Origin of the sequence: Cnuibacter sp. UC19_7 (assembly GCF_042699995.1) — a bacterium.
Classification (GTDB): Bacteria; Actinomycetota; Actinomycetes; order Actinomycetales; family Microbacteriaceae; genus Cnuibacter.
The window spans coordinates 2,790,956-2,814,226 of record NZ_CP170560.1 but is presented as its reverse complement, the minus strand read 5'-3'; the positions used below and the strand labels follow the sequence as shown (position 1 = coordinate 2,814,226).

The 23,271-nt window shown below is 72.2% G+C and carries 21 protein-coding genes; 8 read left to right on the top strand and 13 right to left on the bottom strand.

All coding sequences use genetic code 11. From position 1 onward, the window contains the following. Positions 1 to 52 precede the first annotated feature (52 nt). The 7 genes from ACFJGV_RS13400 to ACFJGV_RS13370 form a co-directional block, all read right to left on the bottom strand. The gene (locus ACFJGV_RS13400) at positions 53 to 469 is read right to left on the bottom strand and encodes a YtxH domain-containing protein (RefSeq protein ID WP_378144486.1); all 417 of its coding nucleotides are present in this window, start codon (positions 467 to 469) and stop codon (positions 53 to 55) included. A 114-nt stretch (positions 470 to 583) separates the two neighbouring features. Next, positions 584 to 1,612, bottom strand: coding sequence for a methionine synthase (locus ACFJGV_RS13395; protein ID WP_378144485.1), 1,029 nt, complete (start codon positions 1,610 to 1,612; stop codon positions 584 to 586). Beyond that, positions 1,609 to 2,640, bottom strand: a complete 1,032-nt coding sequence (locus tag ACFJGV_RS13390) for a putative oxygenase MesX (RefSeq protein WP_378144484.1) — start codon at positions 2,638 to 2,640, stop codon at positions 1,609 to 1,611. Before ACFJGV_RS13390 ends, ACFJGV_RS13395 begins: the two co-directional genes overlap by 4 nt. 354 nt (positions 2,641 to 2,994) lie before the next feature. Beyond that, positions 2,995 to 3,837, bottom strand: a complete 843-nt coding sequence (locus tag ACFJGV_RS13385) for a sugar phosphate isomerase/epimerase family protein (protein WP_378148727.1) — start codon at positions 3,835 to 3,837, stop codon at positions 2,995 to 2,997. A gap of 68 nt (positions 3,838 to 3,905) precedes the next feature. Next, positions 3,906 to 5,084, bottom strand: coding sequence for a dihydrodipicolinate synthase family protein (locus ACFJGV_RS13380; protein ID WP_378144483.1), 1,179 nt, complete (start codon positions 5,082 to 5,084; stop codon positions 3,906 to 3,908). After that, positions 5,081 to 6,244, bottom strand: coding sequence for a Gfo/Idh/MocA family protein (locus ACFJGV_RS13375; RefSeq protein ID WP_378144482.1), 1,164 nt, complete (start codon positions 6,242 to 6,244; stop codon positions 5,081 to 5,083). Before ACFJGV_RS13375 ends, ACFJGV_RS13380 begins: the two co-directional genes overlap by 4 nt. 116 nt (positions 6,245 to 6,360) lie before the next feature. Next, entirely contained in the window at positions 6,361 to 7,395 is a 1,035-nt protein-coding gene (locus tag ACFJGV_RS13370; protein ID WP_378144481.1) for a LacI family DNA-binding transcriptional regulator, read from the bottom strand. Between the two features lie 141 nt (positions 7,396 to 7,536). On the opposite strand from ACFJGV_RS13370, the gene ACFJGV_RS13365 reads away from it, so the two are divergent. After that, entirely contained in the window at positions 7,537 to 8,301 is a 765-nt protein-coding gene (locus tag ACFJGV_RS13365) for an HNH endonuclease family protein (RefSeq protein ID WP_378144480.1), read from the top strand. Between the two features lie 64 nt (positions 8,302 to 8,365). Here ACFJGV_RS13365 and ACFJGV_RS13360 read toward each other — a convergent pair whose 3' ends face one another. Beyond that, entirely contained in the window at positions 8,366 to 9,886 is a 1,521-nt protein-coding gene (locus tag ACFJGV_RS13360) for a protoporphyrinogen/coproporphyrinogen oxidase (protein WP_378144479.1), read from the bottom strand. After that, positions 9,883 to 10,986, bottom strand: a complete 1,104-nt coding sequence (gene hemE, locus ACFJGV_RS13355; RefSeq protein WP_378144478.1) for a uroporphyrinogen decarboxylase — start codon at positions 10,984 to 10,986, stop codon at positions 9,883 to 9,885. Before hemE ends, ACFJGV_RS13360 begins: the two co-directional genes overlap by 4 nt. A 93-nt stretch (positions 10,987 to 11,079) precedes the next feature. On the opposite strand from hemE, the gene ACFJGV_RS13350 reads away from it, so the two are divergent. From ACFJGV_RS13350 to ACFJGV_RS13320, 7 genes are all read left to right on the top strand, one after another. Then, the gene (locus tag ACFJGV_RS13350; protein WP_378144477.1) at positions 11,080 to 12,444 is read left to right on the top strand and encodes a glutamyl-tRNA reductase; all 1,365 of its coding nucleotides are present in this window, start codon (positions 11,080 to 11,082) and stop codon (positions 12,442 to 12,444) included. Positions 12,445 to 12,479: 35 nt separating this feature from the next. Beyond that, positions 12,480 to 12,890: an NUDIX domain-containing protein gene (locus ACFJGV_RS13345; RefSeq protein WP_378144476.1), complete on the top strand. Its 411-nt coding sequence runs from the start codon at positions 12,480 to 12,482 to the stop codon at positions 12,888 to 12,890. 266 nt (positions 12,891 to 13,156) lie between these two features. After that, the gene (locus ACFJGV_RS13340) at positions 13,157 to 14,116 is read left to right on the top strand and encodes a hypothetical protein (protein ID WP_378144475.1); all 960 of its coding nucleotides are present in this window, start codon (positions 13,157 to 13,159) and stop codon (positions 14,114 to 14,116) included. Further along, complete coding sequence (locus tag ACFJGV_RS13335) at positions 14,103 to 15,626, top strand: hypothetical protein (RefSeq protein ID WP_378144474.1); 1,524 nt, start codon at positions 14,103 to 14,105, stop codon at positions 15,624 to 15,626. The genes ACFJGV_RS13340 and ACFJGV_RS13335 overlap by 14 nt, the downstream gene beginning before the upstream one ends. Beyond that, a complete protein-coding gene (locus tag ACFJGV_RS13330) occupies positions 15,623 to 16,375 on the top strand; it encodes an ABC transporter ATP-binding protein (protein WP_378144473.1) in 753 nt (250 codons plus the stop codon). The genes ACFJGV_RS13335 and ACFJGV_RS13330 overlap by 4 nt, the downstream gene beginning before the upstream one ends. After that, complete coding sequence (locus ACFJGV_RS13325) at positions 16,372 to 17,607, top strand: ABC transporter permease (RefSeq protein WP_378144472.1); 1,236 nt, start codon at positions 16,372 to 16,374, stop codon at positions 17,605 to 17,607. The genes ACFJGV_RS13330 and ACFJGV_RS13325 overlap by 4 nt, the downstream gene beginning before the upstream one ends. Before the next feature lie 162 nt (positions 17,608 to 17,769). After that, the gene (locus tag ACFJGV_RS13320; RefSeq protein ID WP_378144471.1) at positions 17,770 to 19,512 is read left to right on the top strand and encodes an alpha-glucosidase; all 1,743 of its coding nucleotides are present in this window, start codon (positions 17,770 to 17,772) and stop codon (positions 19,510 to 19,512) included. 25 nt (positions 19,513 to 19,537) lie between these two features. Here ACFJGV_RS13320 and ACFJGV_RS13315 read toward each other — a convergent pair whose 3' ends face one another. The 4 genes from ACFJGV_RS13315 to ACFJGV_RS13300 form a co-directional block, all read right to left on the bottom strand. Further along, complete coding sequence (locus tag ACFJGV_RS13315; RefSeq protein WP_378144470.1) at positions 19,538 to 20,113, bottom strand: RES family NAD+ phosphorylase; 576 nt, start codon at positions 20,111 to 20,113, stop codon at positions 19,538 to 19,540. Positions 20,114 to 20,151: 38 nt separating this feature from the next. Beyond that, positions 20,152 to 20,643, bottom strand: coding sequence for a hypothetical protein (locus ACFJGV_RS13310; RefSeq protein WP_378144469.1), 492 nt, complete (start codon positions 20,641 to 20,643; stop codon positions 20,152 to 20,154). Between the two features lie 205 nt (positions 20,644 to 20,848). After that, positions 20,849 to 21,931, bottom strand: coding sequence for a YbdK family carboxylate-amine ligase (locus tag ACFJGV_RS13305; protein ID WP_378144468.1), 1,083 nt, complete (start codon positions 21,929 to 21,931; stop codon positions 20,849 to 20,851). Between the two features lie 101 nt (positions 21,932 to 22,032). Next, positions 22,033 to 23,262 carry a family 1 glycosylhydrolase gene (locus ACFJGV_RS13300; protein WP_378144467.1) on the bottom strand — a complete coding sequence of 410 codons (1,230 nt, stop codon included), beginning with the start codon at positions 23,260 to 23,262 and terminating at the stop codon, positions 22,033 to 22,035. Positions 23,263 to 23,271 lie beyond the last annotated feature (9 nt).

Genomic DNA, 23,271 nt, shown 5'->3' with positions numbered 1-23,271 from the left:
GCTCCTTAGGAGGTTCGGTCTCGGATGCTCGGGCCGGCCGCGTCTGCGGGGCTCAGATGTCGGTGGACGGCGCCAGGGGCTCGACCGGCGGCGTCTTCCCGCCGGCAGGAGCGGCCTTCGACCTCGACGAGGTGGAGGAACGGGTGGACGAGCTCTTCGAGGCGGGGGGCTTCGATGGCACGGCCTTCGACGACGCGCTGCTCGAGGACGACTGCGACGGCTCGGTGTACGGCTGCTTGCCGAGGAGCGACCCGAGCGCCTTCTTCGCGGCATCGCCGGCGATGTCCTTCAACTGGTCGACACGCGCCGAGGCGAAGTCCTCCGCGACGCCCACGCCCTTCTGGACGACGGGCGTGTTCCAGACCCGCTGAGCGCCGCTCTTGATCTGCTCGTAGCGCCTGCGGCCTGCTCGTGTGCCGAGCACGTATCCGGTGGCAAGGCCGACCACGAATATGGCCTTTCCGCGCATCGGGTCTCCATTCATCGAGGACGGTCCGTCACTGGCTGTGGGGCGAGACCCAGCGTATCCCGCTCCCGGAATACGCGCATGGCACCCGGGCACCTCGCAGGGACGGTGCGGCGGCTAGGCGGACACCTCGCGTCGGACGATCGCAGCACCGTCCGTGAGCGCGCCGAGCTTCGCCCGGGCGACGGAGCGGGGAAGCGGCGCCATCCCGCAGTTCGTCGAGGGGTAGAGCAGGTCGGGGTCGACGAATCGCAGCGCCGCCCGCAGCGTGTCGGCGACCTCCTCCGGTGTCTCCACGTTGGAGGTCGCGACGTCGATCGCCCCCACCATGACCTTCTTGCCGCGGATGAGCTCGATCAGGTCGATGGGCACGTGCGAGTGCTGGCTCTCGAGCGAGACGATGTCGATGTCGGAGGCCTGCAGCTTGGGGAAGATCTCCTCGTACTGCCGCCACTCGGCGCCGAGCGTCTCCTTCCACTCCGTGTTGGCCTTGATGCCGTACCCGTAGCAGACGTGCACCGCCGTCTCGCAGGTCAGCCCCTCGATGGCCCGCTCGAGCGCGGCGACGCCCCAGTCGTTGACCTCGTCGAAGAACACGTTGAACGCGGGCTCGTCGAACTGGATGATGTCGACCCCCGCCTCCTGCAGCTCGCGCGCCTCCTCGTTCAGGATGGCGGCGAACTCCCACGCCAGCTTCTCGCGGCTGCGGTAGTGGGCGTCGTAGAGGGTGTCGACCATGGTCAGCGGCCCGGGCAGCGCCCACTTGATCGGCTGGTCGGTCTGGGCGCGGAGGAAGCGCGCGTCGTCGACGAAGACGGGCTTCTCGCGGGTCACTGCGCCGACCACGGTGGGGACGGACGCGTCGTAGCGGTCGCGGATCCGCACCGTCTCGCGCTGGGCGAAGTCCACCCCGCCGAGGTGCTCGATGAAGGTGGTGACGAAGTGCTGTCGGGTCTGCTCGCCGTCGCCGACGATGTCGAGGCCCGCCTGCTGCTGATCCGCCAGCGACAGACGGAGGGCGTCGCGTCGGCCCTCGGCGAGCTCGTCGCCGTCGAGCTTCCACGGCGACCAGAGCTTCTCGGGCTCGGCGAGCCAGGAGGGCTTCGGCAGGCTGCCGGCGGTGGAGGTGGGCAGGAGCGCGCTCATCGTCGTCCTTCCTGAAGGCTGTACTCGCGGTGGGCGAAGCGGGCCGACCACTCCTCGAGGGCCTTCGCGTGGGGCGTGATGAAGTGCTCCTCGGCGAACCGGCCCTGCTCGACCGCGAGCCGGCTGCGCTCCTCCCGGTCGTAGACGACCGGCGTCCGCGAGAAGTCGGGGTTGGTCAGGCTCGGCCGGTACGAGGGGCCCGCAGGCCTGTGGGCGTTGTAGATCTCCGGCCGGTAGATCCGCTGGAAGGTCTCCATCGTGCCGATCGTGGCGGCCAGCTCCAGGTCGCTGTAGTCGGTCGGCAGGTCGCCCAGGTGGTAGAACGCCAGCGGGGCCGCGCCGCCCAGCGGGAGGAAGAAGCGGACCTGGAGGCCCATCCGTGCGAAGTACTCGTCGGTGAGCGAGTATCCGCTCTGCCGGTACTCGACGCCCAGCACCGGATGCTCGGTCTCGGTGCGATCGTACGTCTTGCTGCTCGAGACGCTCAGGCAGATGACGGGCGGCTTGGCGAAGCGCTGCGTGTACGCATCCGATTCGAGGAACGCCTGGAACAGGGTGCCGTGCAGCACGCCGAAGTCCTCCGGCAGGCCGGCGGCGTCCCCGGCGGCCTGGGCGGCAGCGGCGTGTGCGGGGAGCACGACGCTGAAGTCGTAGTCGCGCACGTAGGAGGAGAAGTTGTTGCCGACGATCCCCTCGACCCGCTCGCCGGTGCGGCGGTCGACGATGGTGGTCAGCAGCATCTCGATGAGAGGCACGGGGTCGTGGCGGCCGGTCCCGTCGATGTCGAGGCTCGCGGAGATGATGTCGAGCTCGAGCGTGTAGCGGTCGCCGCGCTCGCCGTCCGCTTCGCTCTGCGGAGCGAGCTCGTTGACCCTCCGGTCGATCATCGTGAGGGTGTTGCGGAGGTTCTCGCGACGCTTCTCGCCCCGGGCGAGGTTCGCGAAGTTCGTGGTGATGCGCGATCCGTCGAGAGGACGGTAGTCCTCGTCGAAGCGGGTGCTGTCGAGGGTGAAGGTGGGGTTCGTCATGGCGCCGGCACCGCCGCGATGAGCCGGAGGGGGAAGGCGACGGAGGCGGCGGAGGGCCGCCGGCGCGTCGCCGGTGTACACGGAGTGAGAGGACGCATGGACAGACCGATCGTGAACAGGCGGGCCGGGAGGCTCGCGGGAGTGCGGTTCAGGATGTCGCAGCGCGTGCCGGGAGGTCGTCACCCGGCGCGAGGCTTCGCGTCATGCTGCGATCACGTCGACTGTAACCGCGACCGCCCATCGCGTCACGGGCCGGCCGTAACATGACGACGCGCGGCGGCTCGCGGGGCTCGGAGGCTCGTGACGTCTCGCCTCGTGACGTCACGGCTCGTGACGCCTCAGAGGTTCGTGACGTCAGAGCCACGGCTGCACGAGCTCGACGTACCGCCGTGCGAGCGTGGCGACGGTGTCGGCGCCGGGGGCGGCCCACACCTCGGCGTGGAAGATCTCGACCTCCACATCGCCGCCGTACCCCGCATCGGCGACCGCCGCGGTGAAGGCCGCGAAGTCGACGTGACCGTCGCCCATCATCCCGCGCGACAGCAGGGTGTCGGCGGGCAGCGGGGTGATCCAGTCGCACACCTGGTAGCTCACGATCCGGTCGCCGGCGGAGTGGACGGTCTCGAGCACATCCGGCTCCCACCACAGGTGGAACGTGTCGACCACGACACCCACCTCGTCGGCCGCGAAGTCGCGGGCGATCCGCAGCGCCTGGGCGAGTGTGGAGACGACACCCCGATCGGCGGCGAAGATCGGGTTCATCGGCTCGATGCCGAGCACCACGCCGCGGGCCCGTGCCTCCGGCGCGAGACGGGCGATCGCCTCGGCCGCGCGGATCCGAGCACCCACGAGATCGCGAGACCCCGCGGGAAGGCCGCCGGGCACGAGCACGAGAGCCGGGGCGCCCAGCGCGGCGGCCTCGTCGAGAGCGCGCAGGTTCTCGTCGTGGGCGCGCTCGCGCACACTGATCTGCTCCGCGGTGAAGAAGCCGCCTCGGCACAGCGACGAGACGCGGAGGCCGGAATCGCGCACCCACTCGACGGCCGTCGACAACCCGACCTCCTGCACGGGCTCGCGCCACAGGCCGATCGCCGGCAGACCCGCCGCGACGGCGCCGTCGAGCGCCTCCCGCAGCGTCCACTCGGCGGTGGTGCGCTGGTTGAGCGAGAGCCTGGCGAGCCGGGGGTCGCCGACCACGGGGGTGGGGATGCGCGCAGGCGCCCCGCTCGGAACGTCCACCTCGTACGCGGCCACCTCGCCCGCACTCACGCGGTCACCCCCTGCGCGGCGCAGAGTGTGGCGAACCGGTGCGCCGCGAGCTCCGGATCGGGCAGCAGGCGCGCCTCGTTCGCCAGGGCGAACACCCGCCCGAGGTGAGTGAGGCTGCGGGCCGACTGGAGGCCGCCGACCATGGTGAAGCCGTCCTGGTGACCCGCCAGCCAGGCCAGGAACGCGATCCCGGTCTTGTAGTAGAAGGTCGGGGCCTCGAAGACCGTGCGCGACAGCTCGAGCGTCGGGGCCATCTCGGCGTCGTACCGCGCGAGGTCGCCCTCGTCGAGGGCGGCGAGCGCGGCCGAGGCGGCAGGCGCGATGGCGGCGAACGCGCCGAGCAGTGCGTCGGAGTGACCCTCCGCGTCGCCGCGGATGAGCGTCGGGTAGTTGAAGTCGTCGCCGGTGTACAGGCGCACGCCCGCGGGAAGGGCGCGCCGGAGGCCGATCTCGTGCGACTCCGACAGGAGTGAGACCTTCACCCCGTCGACCCTGTCGGCGTGCGCGCGGACGAGGTCGAGGAACGTGGCCGTCGCGGTGTCGACGTCGGTCGAGCCCCAGTACCCGGTGAGCTGCGGGTCGAAGGCCTCGCCCAGCCAGTGCAGCACCACGGGTCGCGACACCTCCGACAGGATGCGGTCGTAGACCCTGAGGTAGTCGTCGGCGGAGGCCGCGGCGCGCGCCAGTTGACGCGACGCCATCACGATCACCTGCGAACCGGTGCCCTCGACGAACTCGACCTGCTCGAGGTAGGCGGCGGTCACCGCCTCCGTCGTGGCCGCCTCCGGAGCGTGGTCGGTACCGGCCCCCGACGCGATGCGCGCGCCCAGCTCCGCCGCCTGAGCCGCGGATCGGGAGACCAGCTCCTGCACGGCCGGCCAGTCGAGCCCCATGTTGCGCTGGGCGGTGTCCATGGCCTCGGCGACACCCAGACCGTAGCGGAAGAGGTGCCTCCTGAACGCCAGCGTCGCATCCCAGTCGATCGCGGCCGGAGCGCCCGGCACGTTCTCACCGCGGGGGTCGGCCACCACGTGCGCGGCCGCAAAGGCCACACGCGAGCGGTAGGGCTGCGGATGCTCCTCCCACGCGCGCGGCTCGTGGAGCGTGATCGTCGTGGTGCCGTCCGCGGTCGGGACCCGCACCCCGGCACCGGGAGCGGATGCCGTCGCGGTCATCCGGAGACCCCGACCGTGATCGGCTCGAGCTCGACCCGGCGGCCCTCGGCCGACGACTCGAGCGCGGCATCGACCAGCTGGAGGCCGCGGACGCCGGCGGCGAGGTCGTAGGCGTGCGGGCGTCCGGCGACGACGTCGGCGAGGAACTGCTCCCACTGTGCACGGAACCCGTTGCCGAACTCCTGGTTGTCGGGGATCTGGTCCCACTGCGACCGGAAGTCCTGATCGGTCGGGAGGTCGGGGTTCCACACCGGCTTCGGCGTGCTGACGCGCGACTGCACCCGGCAGCCGAAGAGCCCGGCCGTAGCAGACCCCAGGGTGCCGTCGACCTGGAACTCGACCAGCTCGCCGCGGTCGACCCGCACCGCCCAGCTCGAGTTGATCTGCGCGATCACATCGCCCTCGAGCTCGAAGATGCCGTATGCCGCGTCGTCGGCGGTGGCCTCGTAGGCGCGGCCCTGCTCATCCCAACGCTGCGGGATGTGGGTGACCGACTTGCTCCATACGGCCTGCACCCGGCCGAACAGGTTCTCGAGCACGTAGTTCCAATGGCAGTACATGTCGAGCGTCATGCCGCCGCCGTCCTCGGCGCGGTAGTTCCAGCTCGGGCGCTGAGCGGGGAGGTAGTCGCCCTCGAAGACCCAGTATCCGAACTCGCCCCGCACCGAGAGGATGCGGCCGAAGAACCCTCCATCGATGAGCCGCTTGAGCTTCTGCAGCCCGGGCAGGTAGAGCTTGTCGTGCACGACGCCGTGGATGATGCCCGCGGACTCCGCCGCCGCGACGAGTTCGAGCCCGTCGGCCACGCTGTTCGCGATCGGCTTCTCGGTGTAGATGTGCTTGCCCGCGGCGATGGCGTCGAGGATCGCGTCCTTGCGGGCGCTCGTGACCTGCGCGTCGAAGTAGACGTCGATCGTCGGGTCGGCCAGCACCGCATCCAGGTCGGTCGACCACTCCTCCACCCCGTGCCGGGCGGCGAGCTCGGCGAGCTTCTCCGCGTTCCGGCCGATCAGCACGGGCTCGACCTGGATGCGATCGCCGCTCGGCAGGACGACCCCACCGTCGTCGCGGATCGCGAGGATCGACCGCACCAGGTGCTGGCGGTAGCCCATGCGACCGGTGACGCCGTTCATCGCGATGCGGACGGTTCGTGTGGACATCTGCGTCCCCTCTCGGCTTGTCATTGACGGTAAGCGCTTTCCAAGCTAGCGAGAATGCCCGCGAGTGGCAAGCGCTTTCCGCAGCGAGGTGGTCTACCGAGGGGTCGAGGGGGGAGTCAGCGAGCGGGGGTGCTGTCGCGCAGGCGCAGCTCGCCCTCCACCGGCTCCGGGGTCTCGAGCTCCTCCTCCAGCGCGAGCGCGAGCTCGACCGCGCGCTCACCTATGGTGGCGAGCGGGAGCGACACCGTCGTGAGCGACGGACGCACGTCGGCGAGCATGGCGATGTCGTCGAACCCCGCGACGCCGACGTCGGCGCCGGGGTCGCGCCCCAGGTCGCGCAGGGCGGCCATGGCGCCCACCGCCATCACGTCGGTGACGGCGAAGACGCAGTCGAGGTCGGGATGACGTCTCAGCAGCTCGAGGGCCGAGTCGTGCCCGCCGTCGCGCGAGAACTCTCCCGGAACGACGAGCTCCGGCGCGATCCGCACGCCCGCCCGTTCGGCCCCGGTCACGAAGCCGGCGGCCCGATCACGCGGGGTGGCGAGGCTCTGGTCGCCCGCGAGCACCCCGAACCGCCGGTATCCGCGGGCGACCAGCGCCGCCGCGAGCGCCTCCGCACCCTCCCGGTTCGCGACCCGCACCGTCCGCGCATCCGCGGGCGTCGACCCGCCGACGACGCTCACCGACCCGCCGCGGGCGCGGAACGCGTCGAGCTCGACGGCGAGGCCGGCCCCCGCATCCGGGTCGACGTGGCGGCTCCGGGCGAGGACGACCGCTCGCGGCCGCTGCGATCGGAGGGCGGCGACCACCTCCGCCTCGTCCCGCGGATCGGCCGTCACCGTCGAGAGGGTCACCGTCATCCCGCGAGCGCGGGCGGCGGCGATCGCACCGGCGGCCAGCCCGGAGAAGTAGGGGTCGGCGATGTCGCCCACGACGAGCGCGATCGTGCTGCTCGTGCCCCGCGCGACGGCCTGGGCCTGGGCATCGACGACGTAGCCGAGGGCGCGGGCGGACGCCACCACCTTCTCGTGCAGCGGGGCGCGGACCCGGCGGGTGCTGCCGTTGAGCACACGCGAGGCCGTCGCGAGCGACACCCCGGCGTGGGCCGCCACGTCGCTCAGCGTGACCGGGGTCCGGCTCTCCTGCGGCATCGCCCTCCCAGCTCCAGCGGGGTCAGCCTATCGGGTGGCCTGCGGCGCGACGGGGCTCGGTCACCGCCGGCGCACGGCATACTCGAACGGGTGCGGACTGCCCCTTTCAGACTCGGTCGGTACCGGCTCATCATCGCCGGCGTGGCGGTCCTGCTGCTGGCGATCGGGGCGCTCGGGGCCTGGCTGACGCGTCCCAGCCCCACACCACCCGGGCCCACCCTGCGGGGGCTGACGTGGATCCTCGAGGATCAGGACCTGCTCTCTTCCGAGCCGACGTCCGATTCGGCGCCCGGCTCGGGTTCGGATACGGCGGCCGGCTCCGGCCCGGGCCCTGCCGCGGCGCCGAGGGTGGACGTCGAGGTGGTCAGAGACCTTCTCGCCGCCATCCCGGCCGCGACGACGCCGATCGATGGCTACGACCGCGAGGCGTTCGGGAAGCCGTGGGCCGACATGGACCGCAACGGCTGCGACACCCGCAACGACATCCTGCGCCGCGATCTCGACGCCCCGACGATGAAGTCCGGATCCTGGTGCACGGTCGCGGCGGGCGTGCTCGACGATCCGTACACGGGCACCACGATCGACTTCCAGCGTGGCGAGCAGACCTCTCCTCTCGTCCAGATCGACCACATCGTGCCCCTCGCCTGGGCGTGGCGGAACGGCGCGGCCGACTGGGACACCGTCACGAAGCTGAAGTTCGCCAACGACCCCGTCGAGCTCGTCGCCGTGGACGGCGAGGCCAACAACGCGAAGGCCGACTCCGGCCCCGCAGGATGGCTCCCGCCCGACACGGAGTCGCAGTGCGCCTACGTCGCCGTGTTCACCCTGGTGGTCGCGCAGTACCAGCTCACGATCGACGACGCCGACCGCGCCGCCATCAGCACCACCCTCGACACCTGCCCCTAGTCCGGGCGCGGGCTGCTCGGCACCGCTCCCCGTGACGAGCGCGCGCTCGATGCGCCGCCGGCCGCTACTCGTCCCGGTCGAGGCGACGTGCGCCGCGGAGCTCGGCGGCCAGCGCGGAGGCGGTCGTGATCGCGTGCTCCACCGTCGCGGCGAGGCCGGTGCCCGAGACCCAGGCGCCCACGACATCGAGGCCGGGCACCTCGGCGACCGCGCGGAGGGTCTGCTTCACGCGCGCCTTGTGGCCCACGGTGGCGAACGCGAGCGACGCGGGCCAATCCGTGGTCGCGAACCCGACCACGGACGAGGGCTGCAGGTCGACGCCGAGCAGGGCACCCGCATCCGACAGGGCGCGCGCCTGGTCGACGACCGGATCCGTCGGGGTGACGATGTCGTCGGCCTCGCGCCGGCCGTACGACAGCCGGACCACGTGGCGGCCGGCGGGGAGCGACTCGGCGAGCCAGGCCCACTTCGCGCTCGAGTGGGTGAGCGCCTTCGCGCCGATGCCGGGCGTGCCGGGGGCGACCAGAACTCCGGTGCCGCGCGGATGCGCGTCGAGCCGGCTGTCGTCGATGACGAGCGTCGCGATGGTCACCGACGACGGCTCGGGCCACGCCGAGGGCCCGGGCATGGCGGGACCGTCAGCCCCGACCCCGGTCTGGCCGAGCAGGCGGAGGCCGGCGCGGAAGCCGGTCGCGATCACGATCGCGTCGGCGTGCAGGGCCTCGCCCGTGACGGGCGCGTCGGCACTGGTGCGGCGCGAGGCGGCCGCGGCGTCGGTGCCGTCGCCGTGCTCGAGGCCGGCGTCGGGCACCACGGTGACCGCCACATCCCATCCCCCGTCCTCGCCGGAGGCGACGCCGAGCACCTCGTGCGACGTGCGGATGCGCACGCCGTAGTTCTCGCAGTCGCGCACGAGGGCGTCGACGAGCCGAGCCATGCCCCCGCGGATGCCCTGCACCTGCGACCCCGCGGGTGCCATCTCGCGGAGCGCCATGACGGCGCCCGAGAGCGAGCCCTGCGTGGTCATGTTCTGCGTGAGCCCCGGCGCGACCGCCTGCACGTCGACGACGGAGGGGTCGGCCGAGTGCACCCCGGCGACCACCGGGGTGACGAGCCGGTCGAGGACGAGCGGGCCCATCCGGCGCCGCACGATGTCGCCGAGGTCGGTCTCCTTGCGCACCCGCAGCACGGGCAGGAGGCGGTCGCAGTAGGCGCGGAGCGATCCACGCCAGCCCACGATCCGGCGCACGTCGTCGGCGAGCGGCGATCCGGGGATGCCGAGCAGCCCCGTCTTCGGCAGCGGGGCCGTGTCGTCGTCCCAGCGCAGCCAGGCACCGTCCGGGTTCGGTTCGACGATGTCGGTGCCGAGGCCCAGCTCGATCGCGAGCTGAGCGACCGTGCCCTTGCGGGTGGCGAAGCTCTCGGCACCCGTGTCGATGCGCACGCCGGCCACCTCGCGCGACGCCACGAGGCCGCCGGGGGTGGGCTCGCGCTCGATGAGCGTCACGTCGTTGCCGAGGTGGGCCAGCCGGCGGGCGGCGACGAGTCCGCCGACGCCGCCGCCGATGACGATGATCCGGCTCACGGCTGCACCCCCTCGTCGGCGCCCACCCCGGCGATCTGCTCGGCGGTGGCCGAGTGCACCAGCTCGACGACCCGCGTCAGCACGTCGGGGTCGGTCTCGGGCGGCACGCCGTGGCCCAGGTTGAGCACGTGGGCACGGGCCGACGCACCTCGGCGCAGCACGTCGAGCACGTGCCGCTCGAGCACCGGCCAGGGGGCGGCGAGCATCGCCGGGTCGACGTTGCCCTGCAGCGTCGCCCGCGCGCCCACCCGCCGGTCTGCCTCGTCGAGGGGGACACGCCAGTCGACGCCCACCGCATCCACCCCGATGCCGTGCATGAGGTCGAGCACGTCGCCGCTGCCCACCCCGAAGTGCACCAGCGGGACGTCGAGATCGCGCACGTGCTCGAGCGCCGCGGCGGAGTACGGCGCGACGCGGCCGGAGTAGTCGGCGCGCGACAGCGAGCCCACCCACGAGTCGAACAGCTGCGCGGCGCTCGCACCGGCGAGCACCTGAGTGCGCAGGAACCTGCCGGTCACCTCAGCGACCCAGGTCAGGAGCGCGTGCCACGCCTCCGGATCGGAGTGCATGAGGGTGCGCGCCCGGATGTGGTCCTTCGACGGGCCGCCCTCCACGAGGTAGGCCGCGATCGTGAACGGCGCCCCCGCGAACCCGATGAGCGGGGTGTCGCCGAGCTCGGCGACCGTGCGCGCCACACCCTCGGCGATGGGCGAGAAGTCGGCGTCGGCAGGATCGGGCAGCGCCGCGACATCGGCGGCGGTCCGCACCGGTGCGGCGAAGACGGGCCCGCGCCCGGGCTCGATCTCGACCGCCACCCCGGCCAGCTTCAGGGGGATGACGATGTCGCTGAAGAAGATGCCCGCATCCACGCCGTGCCGGCGCACCGGCTGCAGCGTGATCTCGCTGGCGAGGGCCGGATCGAGGCAGGCGTCGAGCATCCGCGTGCCGACGCGCAGCTCGCGGTACTCGGGCAGCGACCGGCCGGCCTGGCGCATGAACCAGACGGGCGTGACGTCACCCCGCACTCCCCGGTAGGCGGAGACGAGACGCGAGGAGGCCGTGCGTCCCGTGGCGAGCGGATGATCGGCGGGGAGAGTCACGGTGGAATCCTACGTGCGCCCGCTGGGGCCCTCTCCTCCTCGGCGACGGTGCACCAGGGATGCCCTCAGGCTCGACGGGCGTAGACTTGGCCGGTGCTCATCTGTCTCACGGCGAATCATCGCAACGCGAGCTTCGATCTCCTCGAGAAGCTCTCGGTCGGGGCACCCACCGTCGCCAAGTCCCTCATCGAGGGCAGCGACTTCGTGCAGGGCGCCGTCGTGCTCGCCACCTGCAACCGCTTCGAGGCCTACCTCGACATCGAGGAGCCCCTCACCGCCGGATGCTCGCTCGCCGTCGAGGAGGCCGCCGAGAGCTTCGGGGCCGCGTCCGGCACCGACGTCGCCGAGCTCCGCGACTCGCTCACCGTGCTGAGCGGCGACCTCGTCGCCGAGCATCTGTTCTCCGTGTCGTCCGGGCTCGAGTCGGTCGTCGTGGGCGAGGACGAGATCGCCGGGCAGGTCCGTCGCGCGCTCACCACCGCCCGCCTCGAGGGCACGACGTCGTCCGACCTGGAGCGTCTCTTCCAGCGCGCCGCCCGCACGTCGCGCGGGGTCAAGACGAAGACCGGGCTCGGCGCCGCGGGTCGCTCGCTCGCCCGCCTCGCGTTCGACCTCGCCGAGAGCCGTATCACCGATTGGGCGCGCACGCGGGTCCTCCTCGTCGGCACCGGCCAGTACGCGCGGGTCACCCTCGCCAACCTCCGCGAGCGCGGTGTGGTCGACATCAGCGTCTACTCCCCCTCCGGTCGCGCCGAGGTCTTCGCCGCGAAGCAGGGGATCGTGCCCGTCGCGGGCGACGCCGGCGCGCTCGCGCTGGTCGAGGCGATCGCCGCCTCCGACGTGGTCATCACCTGCTCCAGCACCGAGGAGCCTGTGCTCCTGCCCGCCCACGTCACCGCTGCGGCCGAGGTGCCCGGAGCGGTCGAGCGCCGCCTCATCATCGACCTCGGCCTGCCGCGCAACGTCGACACCGGTGTCGCCGCGGTGCAGGGCAACGAGGTGCTCGACCTCGAGACCATCAGCATCCACGCCCCGCTCGACGAGCTGGGCGCCGAGTCGGATGCACGTGCGCTCGTCGACCAGGCCGCCGCCGAGTACCGGGCGGGCAAGGCCGAGGCGACCGTCACGCCCGGCATCGTCGCGCTGCGCTCGCACATGTTCGACGTGCTCGACGCCGAGATCGAGCGGGCCAGGGGCCGCGGCGACTCGGAGCAGACGGAGCGCGCGCTGCGCCACCTCGTGGGCGTGCTGCTGCACACCCCGTCGGTGAGGGCGCGCGAGCTGGCCCGCGAGGGCCGCTCCGACGAGGTGTTCGCCGCGCTCGAGACCCTCTTCGGGCTCGACGGGGCTGCCGCGAGCGCGGCGGGTGCGGTCGCCGCGGCGGCGGTCGAGGCTGCCGACGACACCGACGCCGGCACCACGGTCTCTCTCGACGCGTTCCGCCGCTCCGCGCGCTGAGCGTGGACGGGCCTGCGGTCTCAGCCGACGGCGGCTTGCCGCCCATCCGTACGGCCGTGGTGGCGCTCATCCGCGACCGGCGGCTGCTCATGGTGACCGCCCGTGGCCGCGAGGTGCACTACATGCCGGGCGGCAAGATCGACGCCGGGGAGTCCGCCGCGCAGGCGGCCGTCCGCGAGGCGCACGAGGAGATCGGCGTGGTCCTCACGGAGCGGGACGTGCATCCGCTCTTCTCGATCGCGGTGCAGGCCCATGGCGAGCCGGAAGGCCGCCTCGTCGAGATGGCCGTGTTCGGCGTCTCCCCCGCGGCTGCGGCGTCGCTCGAGCCCGTCGCCTCCGCCGAGGTCGACGCCCTCCACTGGACCACCTCGGCCGATGTCGACCGCTGCCCGCCCGCCGGCGCCGAGATCCTCCGCCGCCTCGCCGCCACGGGCGCGATCGACTGACCCGCCGCCCGCGCGCCCTGCTCGCGCCCCGCCCGCACCCCCATCCGTGGTTTCGCGCCGCCTTTGACCTTTCGCGTGCCCACTGACCCGGCGACACTCCAAAGAGGCAGCGAAAGCTGGGGTGGCGGGGCGCTCATGGCGCAGCTGACCGGGAGCTGAAGGGAGCATAAGAGGACGCCATCGGGGGGCGCGCGTGTCGGAGGCGTCGCCTAGCATGTGAGCATTGTTCGCCTATCGGTGCCGTCGGGGTGGAGAGGCTCATCACGATGACGCACGCCCGTGCACCACACCTCCGCGCCGCCGTCGGTGCGACCGCCGCCCTGCTGCTCCTGGCCGGATGCGCGTCGCAGTCCGCGACCGAGTCCAGCGCGCATCCGCTGCGGGACTACCTGGAGCGGATCCAGGTCGCACCCGCCGAGGAAGACCAGCGCGAGACCAACGCCCGGATCGAGGAGGCCACCGCTCGCTGCATGACCGAGCTGGGGTTCGAGTACGAGCCCTCCGTCGACTCGGGCGGCTTCGTCGTCGCGAGCGCCGACGAGCTCGATCCGTCGAGCCCGGAGTTCATGCGCACTTACGGCTACGGGGTGTCGACCAACCCCTGGGGCGAACCGAGCGAGTACGAGGATCCGAACCAGGAATACCGCGACTCGCTGAGCGAATCGCAGCTCGACGCGTACCAAGACGCGCTCTACGGCGAGCCGGTCGACGTCGACGCGGGTGACACCGATGCGACGTTCGACTGGACGAAGTCCGGGTGCAGCGGCCGCGCCTTCCATGAGGTGATCGGCGAGGATGCGGGTTTCGACGACCCGGAGGTCAACGCCGTCATGCAGGCGCAGGCCAGGATCCAGGGCGAGGCGGCCGAGTCACCCGCGGTGAGGGACACCCTCGGTGCGTGGGTCGACTGCATGGGCTCGTCGGGCTACGACTTCGAGACGAAGGACGACCCTCGGAACAGGATCCAGGCCGACATGGACGCGCTCTGGGCCGAGATGCCTCAGGACCTGAGCGAGAACGACGCCTCAACCTGGAAGCCCGACCCGACGAAGCTCAGCGACCTCCAGGCGAAGGAGGTGGCGACGGCGACCGCCGACGCCGACTGCTCGGCGGAGTCGGGGTACGACGCCGCGCTCGCCGAAGAGGTGCGCCAGCGGGAGGCCGCGTACGTGGCCGAGCACCGCGACGAGCTCGAAGCCCTCGTGGCGCGCTATGCCGACCGCTGATCCGGCGACGCCCGTACCCGAGGCTCCCCAGCCGCCCCCGCCTGCTCGCAGGCGGATCCCGCTCACCCGCGGGCCGGGCCTCATCGCGCTCGTCGCCGGCATCGCGGTGGTCGCACTCGGGGTGGGGCTCGTCCTCGGTCGCGCCGTCCTCCCGTCCTCGGCCGCTGAGCCGCCGGCGCCCGAGGCAGCCAGCATCACCGCGCCCCTCGAGACCCGGGTGATCAGCAGCACCATCACGGCCCGAGCGGATGTGACCTACGCGGATGCCGTCGACCTCGACATCGACGTCTCCGCGCTGAGCGGCCCGGCCGTCGTGACGGGCAGGGTGCCCGAGGTCGGCGCCGTCGTCGATGCCGCGCAGGTGATCATCGAGGTGGCGGGGAGGCCCGTGATCGCGCTCCCCGGCGAGCTCCCCGCGTATCGCTCGCTGCGGGCGGGCTACTCCGGTCCGGATGTGCTCCAGCTCAAGGCCGCGCTCGTCTCGCTCGGCATCGACCCCGGCGACGCCGCGAACGACGTCTACGATGCCCGCACGGCGGCGGCGGTCGACGAGCTGTACCGGCGCGCGGGCTACCCGTCACCCGAGTCGTCGCCGGATGCCCGCCGGGCGGTCGAGTCGGCGGAGCGCGCGGTCAGCGATGCCGCCACGCAGGTCGCCGCCGCTCGGTCCGCTGTGGAAGCGGCCGGCGCAGGCGTCTCCGCCGCCGAACGGCTCGCCGCCGACAACGCGGTGCGACAGGCTCAGCGCGAGTTCGACGCCGCGGCGGCCGCGGGCGAGTCGCAGGCGCAGCTCGATACCCTCGCCGACGCGGTCGAGCTGGCGAAGGCGCGACGCGCGGAGCTCGACCGCGCTCCGAACGTCTCCGACCAGCAGGCGTCGCTCGACTCCGCTCTCGCCGCGCAGAACCAGGCCGAGGCGGAGCGCACCCGGGCTCGAGACGACGCGCTCACCCCGCTCCTCTCCTCCGAGGTGCGCTACCTCACCTCCCTGCCGCGCCGCGTCGACGAGGTGTCGGCGAAGCGGGGCGGCACGCTCACCGCCGACGCGGTCTCCCTGTCGGGCGCGGCCATCCTGCTCGACGGCACGGTCAGCGCCTCCGACGCCGAGCACCTCGTCGCCGGGCAGCCTGCGGCCTTCGTCACCGACGACGGTCGTGAGCTGCAGGCCGTCATCCGCGAGGTCGGAGACGAGGCCGACGGCGACGAGAAGAGGCGGAGTCTCCTGCTCGACCCTGTCGGCGTCGACCAGCAGACCATGGATGCGCTGCGCGGGAAGAACGTCCGCGTCACCATCCCGATCGAGTCGACCGACGGCGAGGTGCTGGCCGCACCCGTGGCGGCGCTCACCGCCGGGCCGACCGGCGAGAGCCGTGTCACGGTCGCCGACGAGGCGTCCGGCGAAGAGGCGACGGTGGCGGTGACGACCGGTCTGTCGGCCGGCGGCTTCGTCGAGATCCGAGGCGACGATCCGCGGCTCGAGGCCGGAGCGCGGGTGGTGGTGGGACGGTGAGCGCGCCGCTCGTCGTCCTGGACGGGGTGACCCGCTCGTTCCCGCTTCCCGCCGATCGCAGATCCACCACGGGCACCACGAGTGTCGACGTGCTCGCCGGGGTCGACCTGGTCGTGCGGGAGGGTGACTACACCGCCGTGCTCGGCCGGTCGGGGGCGGGGAAGTCGACGCTCCTCTCGATCATCGGGCTGCTCGACCGTCCCACCGGGGGGCGGCACCTCTTCGGCGGCCTCGACGTGACGCGAGCACCGGATGGCCTCCGTGTGGCCGAGCGGGCGGAACGGATCGGCTTCGTCTTCCAGGCCTTCCATCTGGTGGCCGGCCTCACCGTGCTCGAGAACGTGGCTCTCGCCGGCCTCTACTCGGGCCGCTCGCGCTCTGAGCGTCTGGCCGACGCCGCGCGCGCACTGGAGACGGTCGGGCTGTCCCACCGCCGCGACGCTCTCCCACCCACGCTGTCCGGCGGCGAGAGGCAACGCGCCGCGGTCGCACGAGCGGTCGCTTCGAACCCGCGGCTGCTCCTCGCTGACGAGCCCACCGGCAACCTCGACCGCGAGAACGCCGACGGGGTGATGCGCCTCTTCGCCGACCTCAACGGCGCCGGGCAGACGATCCTGGTCATCACCCACGACGATGCCGTCGCCTCGCTCGCCCGTCGTCGCATCCGCCTCGAGCACGGCCGCATCCGTGAGGAGGACCGGGACGAGTCCGCCTCAGAGGGTGGGGTATCCGGGGCGGCGGCCCGATGAGGCCGCCCCGCGCCCGTCCCGGAAGAGCGGGGTTCGCGGCGCTCGTGCGCGAGGCCGTCGTCGGTGTGGGCATGAAGCCGTCCCGCTTCCTCGCCACACTGGCGGCGACCGTGATCGGCATCGGGTCGCTCGTCGTCGCCGTCGGCATAGGACAGACCGCCGCCGCGCAGGTCACCTCCCGCTTCGACTCGGTGGCGGCGACGCACGTGGAGGTGTCGGCCGCGACGAGCGAGGGGGCCGACGGGAAGGACCACGCCGTCGCCACCCTGCCCGCCGACAGCGTGGATCGTGTGGCGCGCCTCACCGGGGTGGAGGCGGCGGTGCAGGTCGGCGACGTCGACCTCGCCGGCGAGCGTGTCACGGCGGTCGACCTCGACGACCCCGAGGCGGCTCCGACCACGGGCCCCACCGTCTCCGCCGCCGTCGGCGACATCCTCGCAGCCACCGGCGCCACGGTCACCACCGGCCGCGTCTTCGACGCCGGACACCGTGAGCGCGCCGACCGGGTCGCCGTGCTCGGCGCGAAGGCGGCCGACGCGCTGGGCATCACCGATGTCGCGAGCGCTCCGGCCGTGTTCCTCGGACACCTCCCCTACACGGTGATCGGGATCGTCGACGGCCTCGCCGTGCAGACGGCGCTCGAGAGCGCGGTGATCATCCCCGACACCGCTGCCCGACGCGACTTCGGATACGCGGCTCCGCGCGTCCTCGAGATCGTCACCGCCCCGGGCGCCTCCTCCCTCGTCGCCCATCAGGCGCCGATCGCGCTCGCCCCCTCGGCCCCCGACTCCTTCGACGCGAGCACCCCGGCCGACGTCACCAGCCTGAGCGGCGGGGTGCGCGGCGACCTCGGGACGGCGTTCCTCATCATCGGAGGGATCACTCTGCTCGCGGGCGGGGCAGGGATCATGGGCATCACCCTCCTGTCGGTCGCGCAGCGGTCGAGCGAGATCGGGCTCCGCCGGGCGTTGGGCGCCCGGCGATCCGACATCGCGGTGCAGTTCCTGGTCGAGACCGGCCTGGTCGGTGCCCTCGGCGGGATGAGCGGGGCCGCTCTGGGGGTAGCGGCGATCGTGGTCGTCGCGGCCGTCAGCGGCTGGACGCCCGTGCTCGATCCCGTCGTCGTGGCCGGCGCGGTGCTCGCGGGTGCTCTGCTCGGCCTGGTGGCGGGCGGCTATCCCGCGCTGCGGGCGTCCCGGATCGAGCCCGCCGAGGCGCTCCGCGCCGACTGAGCATCTCGCACCCGCTCGCCGGGGCCGGTCGCTCGAAAAACGCAGGGGCTCAGGCCCTTCGCGCCCCAATGATGGACGACGGCCCTCATCCCCTGCATCTTGCACCCACCCCGCCCGTCGGAGGCTGAACAGGGCAGGCACGCGCGTGCTTGACTTGATGCCATGGCGCCCACCGACAGCACGGACGACACCGCGAGCACGACGACCAGCCCCGACTGGTGGAAGAGCGCGGTGGTGTACCAGATCTACCCCCGCAGCTTTCAGGACTCGAACGGCGACGGGATCGGCGACCTCCCCGGCATCCGCCGCCGGCTCGACCACCTCGAGCGGCTCGGCGTCGACGTCATCTGGCTCTCCCCCATCTACCGCTCCCCCCAAGCGGACAACGGCTACGACATCAGCGACTACCAGGACATCGACCCCGTCTTCGGCACGCTCGACGACTTCGACGCCCTCCTGGCCGACCTGCACGCCCGGGGCATGAAGCTCGTGATGGATCTCGTGGTCAACCACACCTCCGATGAGCATCCGTGGTTCGTCGAGTCGCGGTCGAGCGTCGACAACCCCAAGCGCGACTGGTACTGGTGGCGCGAGCCACGTGCCGACGGCTCACCGCCGAACAACTGGGAGTCCTTCTTCTCCGGCCCCGTGTGGCAGCTCGACGAGACCACCGGCGAGTACTACCTGCACCTCTTCGACCGGAAGCAGCCCGACCTCAACTGGGAGAACCCGGATGTCCGCCACGCGGTCTACACGATGATGCGGTGGTGGCTCGACCGCGGCGTCGACGGCTTCCGGATGGACGTCATCAATCTCATCTCCAAAGACCCGACGCTCCCGGATGCCGCACCGCTGCCAGGACGCGCCCTCGCGAACGGCGCGCCGCACTACACGTCCGGCCCGCGGATGCACGAGTTCCTGCAGGAGATGCACCGCGAGGTGTTCGCCGGCCGGGATGGGCTCATCACGGTGGGCGAGACTCCCGGCGTGACGATCGAGGAGGCGATCCGCTTCACCGATCCCGGCCGCCACGAGGTCGACATGGTCTTCCAGTTCGAGCATGTCGGCCTCGACCACGGGCCGGTGACGAAGTTCCGCTCCCGCCGCCTCCAACCGGGCGAGCTGGCCGCCAACCTCACCCACTGGCAGGATGCTCTGGCCGAGACCGGCTGGAACAGCCTCTACCTCGAGAACCACGACCAGGCCCGCTCGGTCACCCGCTTCGGCGACGACCGCAGCGACCACGGCGCGCACTGGCGCACCTCGGCCACCGCGCTGGCGACCATGCTGCACCTGCAGCGCGGCACGCCGTACGTGTACCAGGGTCAGGAGATCGGGATGACGAACGCGCCGTTCGCGACCATCGACGACTACCGCGACGTCGAGTCGCTGAACTTCTACGCCGAGGACCTGGAGTCGGGCTCGAGCCCGGCGGAGGCCCTCCTCGGCCTCTCGTCGATGAGCCGCGACAACGCCCGCACCCCCGTGCAGTGGGACGGATCCGCGCACGCGGGCTTCACCACCGGCACCCCGTGGATCGCCGTCAACCCGAACGCCGACCGCATCACGGTCGCCGCGCAGGTCGACGACCCCCACTCCGTGCTCGCCCACTACCGGGCGCTCATCGCACTGCGTCACGCGCATCCGGTGATCGCCGACGGCTCGTTCGAGCGGCTCGACGCGGGCGACGACGCGATCTTCGCCTTCGAGCGGGTGCTCGGCGACGAGCGGATGCTCGTGGTGACGAACCTGTCGTCCGACGAGCGGATCCCGCGGTTCGCGTCGAGCGTGTTCGAGCGCTGGGAGGACGCCGAGGTGCTGCTGACGAACCTCCCCGGCTCGGAGGGCGCACCCGACGTCGCCGCCCCGCTGGCACCCTGGGAGGCGAAGGTCTACTCCGTCTAGCGCGGAGCTCAGGATCCCGCGAGACTCAGGCGAGCAGGACGTCGACGTGCATCGGTGCGCAGACGTCGATCAGCCAGTCCCGCCCGCCGCTGGGGATGGCGAACGCCCTGCCGTACCCCGGGTCGACCTCGAGGTCTGAGGACGTGACCCTGTCGCCGAACAGCGCGACGGCGCGACTCGTGTTCATCTGGCGCGACATGTAGGCGACCCCGTCGAACCCCGCCGCGTGGGCGGCCTCGGCCCAGCGGACCGTCCTGGGGTACTCCGACGCCTCGGTGGTCGTCAGATCGGAGGCCCCGACTCGCAGCCTCCGCAGCCCGGTACCCAGGAAGGACGCCAGCCTCAGCGGACGTCGGGGCCGGATGAGGGAGAGCACGTACGGCGCATAGCTGTCGAGTGGCAGCAGGCCTCCGGTGACGGGGATGTCGTGCAGCAGGGTCTCGGCCAGGGCCGCGATCTCGGTGTCGGCCGCGTACAGGGACGGGACCGGCGGATCGCCGAAGAACGCGAAGCGCGTCCGTGAGCCGACTCCCGGGTTGAACACCGTGCCCTCGCGGGTGTTGCGGTGGACGCGGTAGAGGGCCGTCCCCGAAGCGATCACGTGATCCTCCGCGTCGAGGGGATGCGGAGGATCGGGCGTCACCACTCGACGCCCCAGGCGTCCTCCGCGACCTTCACGACCCGGTCCACCTCGTCGAGGTGATCGACGGGCCGGTCGCCTCCGAGGTAGGTGGTCGGACCGACCAGCCAGAGCGCGAGCCCCTCGTCACTCCGCCCCGCCCGCTCGGCCGCGCGCAGAAGCGCGGGAACGGCGGGCTTCACCGTGCCGGTCGCCCGATCGAACTGGAACCCGGGGTACAGGTAGGAGTTGAGGCGCCGGACGCCGAGGATCCGCCGCGCGGCACGCTGATCGGACGCGTAGCTGCGATTGCCGCTCTTCGCCCCGAGCGCGGCCGCCACCTGGGTGCTGCTCAGAAGGGTGAACTCCTCGTCGATGGCCCGCCAGACGTTCTCGGTGGCCTGCGCCGCACGGGCGGCCGAGGGAGTGGCGCTCGAGTCGAGCTTGACCAGAGCGGGTGCCAGAGCATCCGCACTCGCTCGGGCACGCAGCACGTCGACGAGGATCCTCATGCGAGATTCGCCCTCCGGCCCGGACGCCAGGATCAGCTCCTCCCGGGTGCGCTCCGGCAGACCGGCGACCAACCGCGCGGCCTCCTCCAACGAGGACCCGACGTCTCGGAGCTCGCGGAGGGCCGCAGACTCGTCCGCTCTCAGAGCACGAAACATATGATCCTCCGTTTCTTACGATCCAGACTACCGTCGGAGACGTCGGCTGTCACGCCCTCGCATCAGACGCGGCGAGGCGGCGCAACCCGTCGACGCCGTCCGCCGCGAGGGCGGCCCGCTGGCGCGCAGCGCTCGTGCCGAGGGCGAGGATGCGCACCACCCCCTCCTGCACCGCGTCCCGGTCGGCGCCGAGGCCGTCGTCGACGAGGGCGAGGAGTCCCTCGACCACCGCGCGGGCCGGCGCCAGGACCCCGGTGCGCGGGTCGACGAGCGTCGACGACACCCCCGACCGGGCCGCGTGCCACAGCGACGAGTCGATCAGCTCCCCGTCGAGCGCGACCGGGTGCGCCGCCGCCTCAGCGTCCTCGGTGCACACCAGCGCCCGGCACAGGGCCGCGAGCAGCACGCTCACCTCGGGGTCGAGCTGAGCGTCGAACACCCTGAACTCGAGGGTGGGGTGCAGCGCGGACAGCCGCAGGTACCAGGCGATCGACGCGATGTCGTCGGTGCCGCCCACCCCCACCAGGAGGGCGAGCCGCGCGTCGTGGTCATCCGCATCCGCGAACCGGGGTGGGCAGCCGTTCGTGGTCCAGCGGCGCATCTGGAGGGTGCGCCAGCTCTCGAAGCCGGTGTCGCGGCCGTGCCAGAACGGCGAGCCGCCACTCAGGGCGAGCAGCACGGGCAGCCACGGCCGGGCGCCGTTCAGCGCGCGGACACCGTCCGAGGGCGAGTGCACGCCGACGTGCACGTGCGTCGCCTGGATCTGGTGCTGGCGGATGACCTCACCCTGGTCGGCGGCGAGCATCCGGTACCGGGGGTCGTCGGTGATGACGGGCGGGTCGTCGGCGTCGAACGGCGTGCCCGAGTGGAACGGCAGCGCGCCGACGCGAGCGGCCTCGTCGGCGACGGCCTGCCGCCAGGCGCGGAGGTGGCCGCGCGCCTCGTCGAGCGTCTCGAACACGGGCGACGAGTACTCCACCTGCGAGGCGAGCAGCTCGTGCGACACGTTCGCCGCCAGCGCCTCCGAGCGACGCAGCTCCGCGAGCACCGTGGCCGCGACCGGCACGGGCCGAAGCGTGTCGGTGTGGACGAGGGTGACCTCTTCCTCGATGCCGAAGCGCCGCAGCTCCATGCCGTCAGCGTAGCCGCCGCATCCCGCCGATCGTCGGGGTTGACGGCAGACTCCTACGTAGCCCGATCACGAGCCGGCGAGCCGCCCCACGACTAGAACTCCTAGACCGCGGCGGGCCCGCGCCCCTCGGCGGCGAGCCGCTGGAACACCTCGAAGGCGGCGTTCGGCACCCGCTCCAGCCCCTGATCGGCGCCGCGCACGAGGTCGACGATCCCGAACTCCATGAACCACTCGTCGGGCTTCTTCTGGTCGAAGCGGTACAGCCAGTCGACCAGGGTGAAGAAGGGAAACCAGGTGAAGCCGCCGATCGGATGCCCCTCCGCGCGCAGCGCGTTCAGCTCGGCCGCCGACTCGTGCAGCCACTCGATCTTCTCCTCCGGCGTGCCGACCAGCGAGGTCTCGGTGATCACCATCGGCAGGCCGTAACGCTCCGAGTACAGCTCGACCAGCTCGCGCAGGCCCCGTGCATCCGACCGCACCGGCGTGAACACGCCGTCCTCGACCCGGCCGTTCGAGAAGCGCGGGTAGTAGTTCACGCCGATCACGTCGGGGGTCACGGCGTTCGCACGGAACCACTCCAGGTCGGATGCGGTCACCCCGTGCTCGGTGAGGTAGGGACGGATGGGGTGGTGCTCGTCGAGGCGTCCGGTGATGAGGTCGAGCGAGAGGGTGCGCCGCAGCTCCATGAGGTCGCGCGGCATCGGACTGGTCTCGCCCTCGTAGAGGAAGCCGGCGTCGACGTGCACGAACGTCGCCGACGGCAGCACGGCCGCGATCTCCTGCTGCGTGCGCACCATCCCACGGGCCAGCTGCATCATCACGCGCACGAAGCCGTCCTGACCGTGCAGGTAGGGCGGCCAGAGAGCGTTCTGCCCGGTCCACTCGGCGTTGACGAAGGGCTCGTTGAGCGGGGTGTAGTCGGTCCACACGTCCCCGTACCGCTCGGCGACGGCGCGCCCGTAGGCAGCCACACGCTCGGGGTAGGCCGAGTTGATGAACGCGTTGTCGAGCCAGAGCGGGGTGCCGTAGTGCATGAGGTCGACCACGCAGCGCAGCCCGAGGTCGCGCATCTTCGCCGTCACCTGATCCGTCCACGACCAGTCGAACTCCCCCGGGCGGGGCTCCACGAGGTACCACGGCACACCCCAGCGCAAGAACTCGGCGCCGCTCTCGGCCACCAGCTCGAGATCCGACTCCCACCGCGCGTAGTGCTGGGTGAGCTCATACTCGTCGAGCTTGCGGTGGCCGAGGGCCTCCTGGGGGATGAAGGTGTCTTCGATGCCGACGCCGTAGTGGAGTCGACCGTCGCGGTACCAGGGGGTCTCGGTCATGCGTGTCCT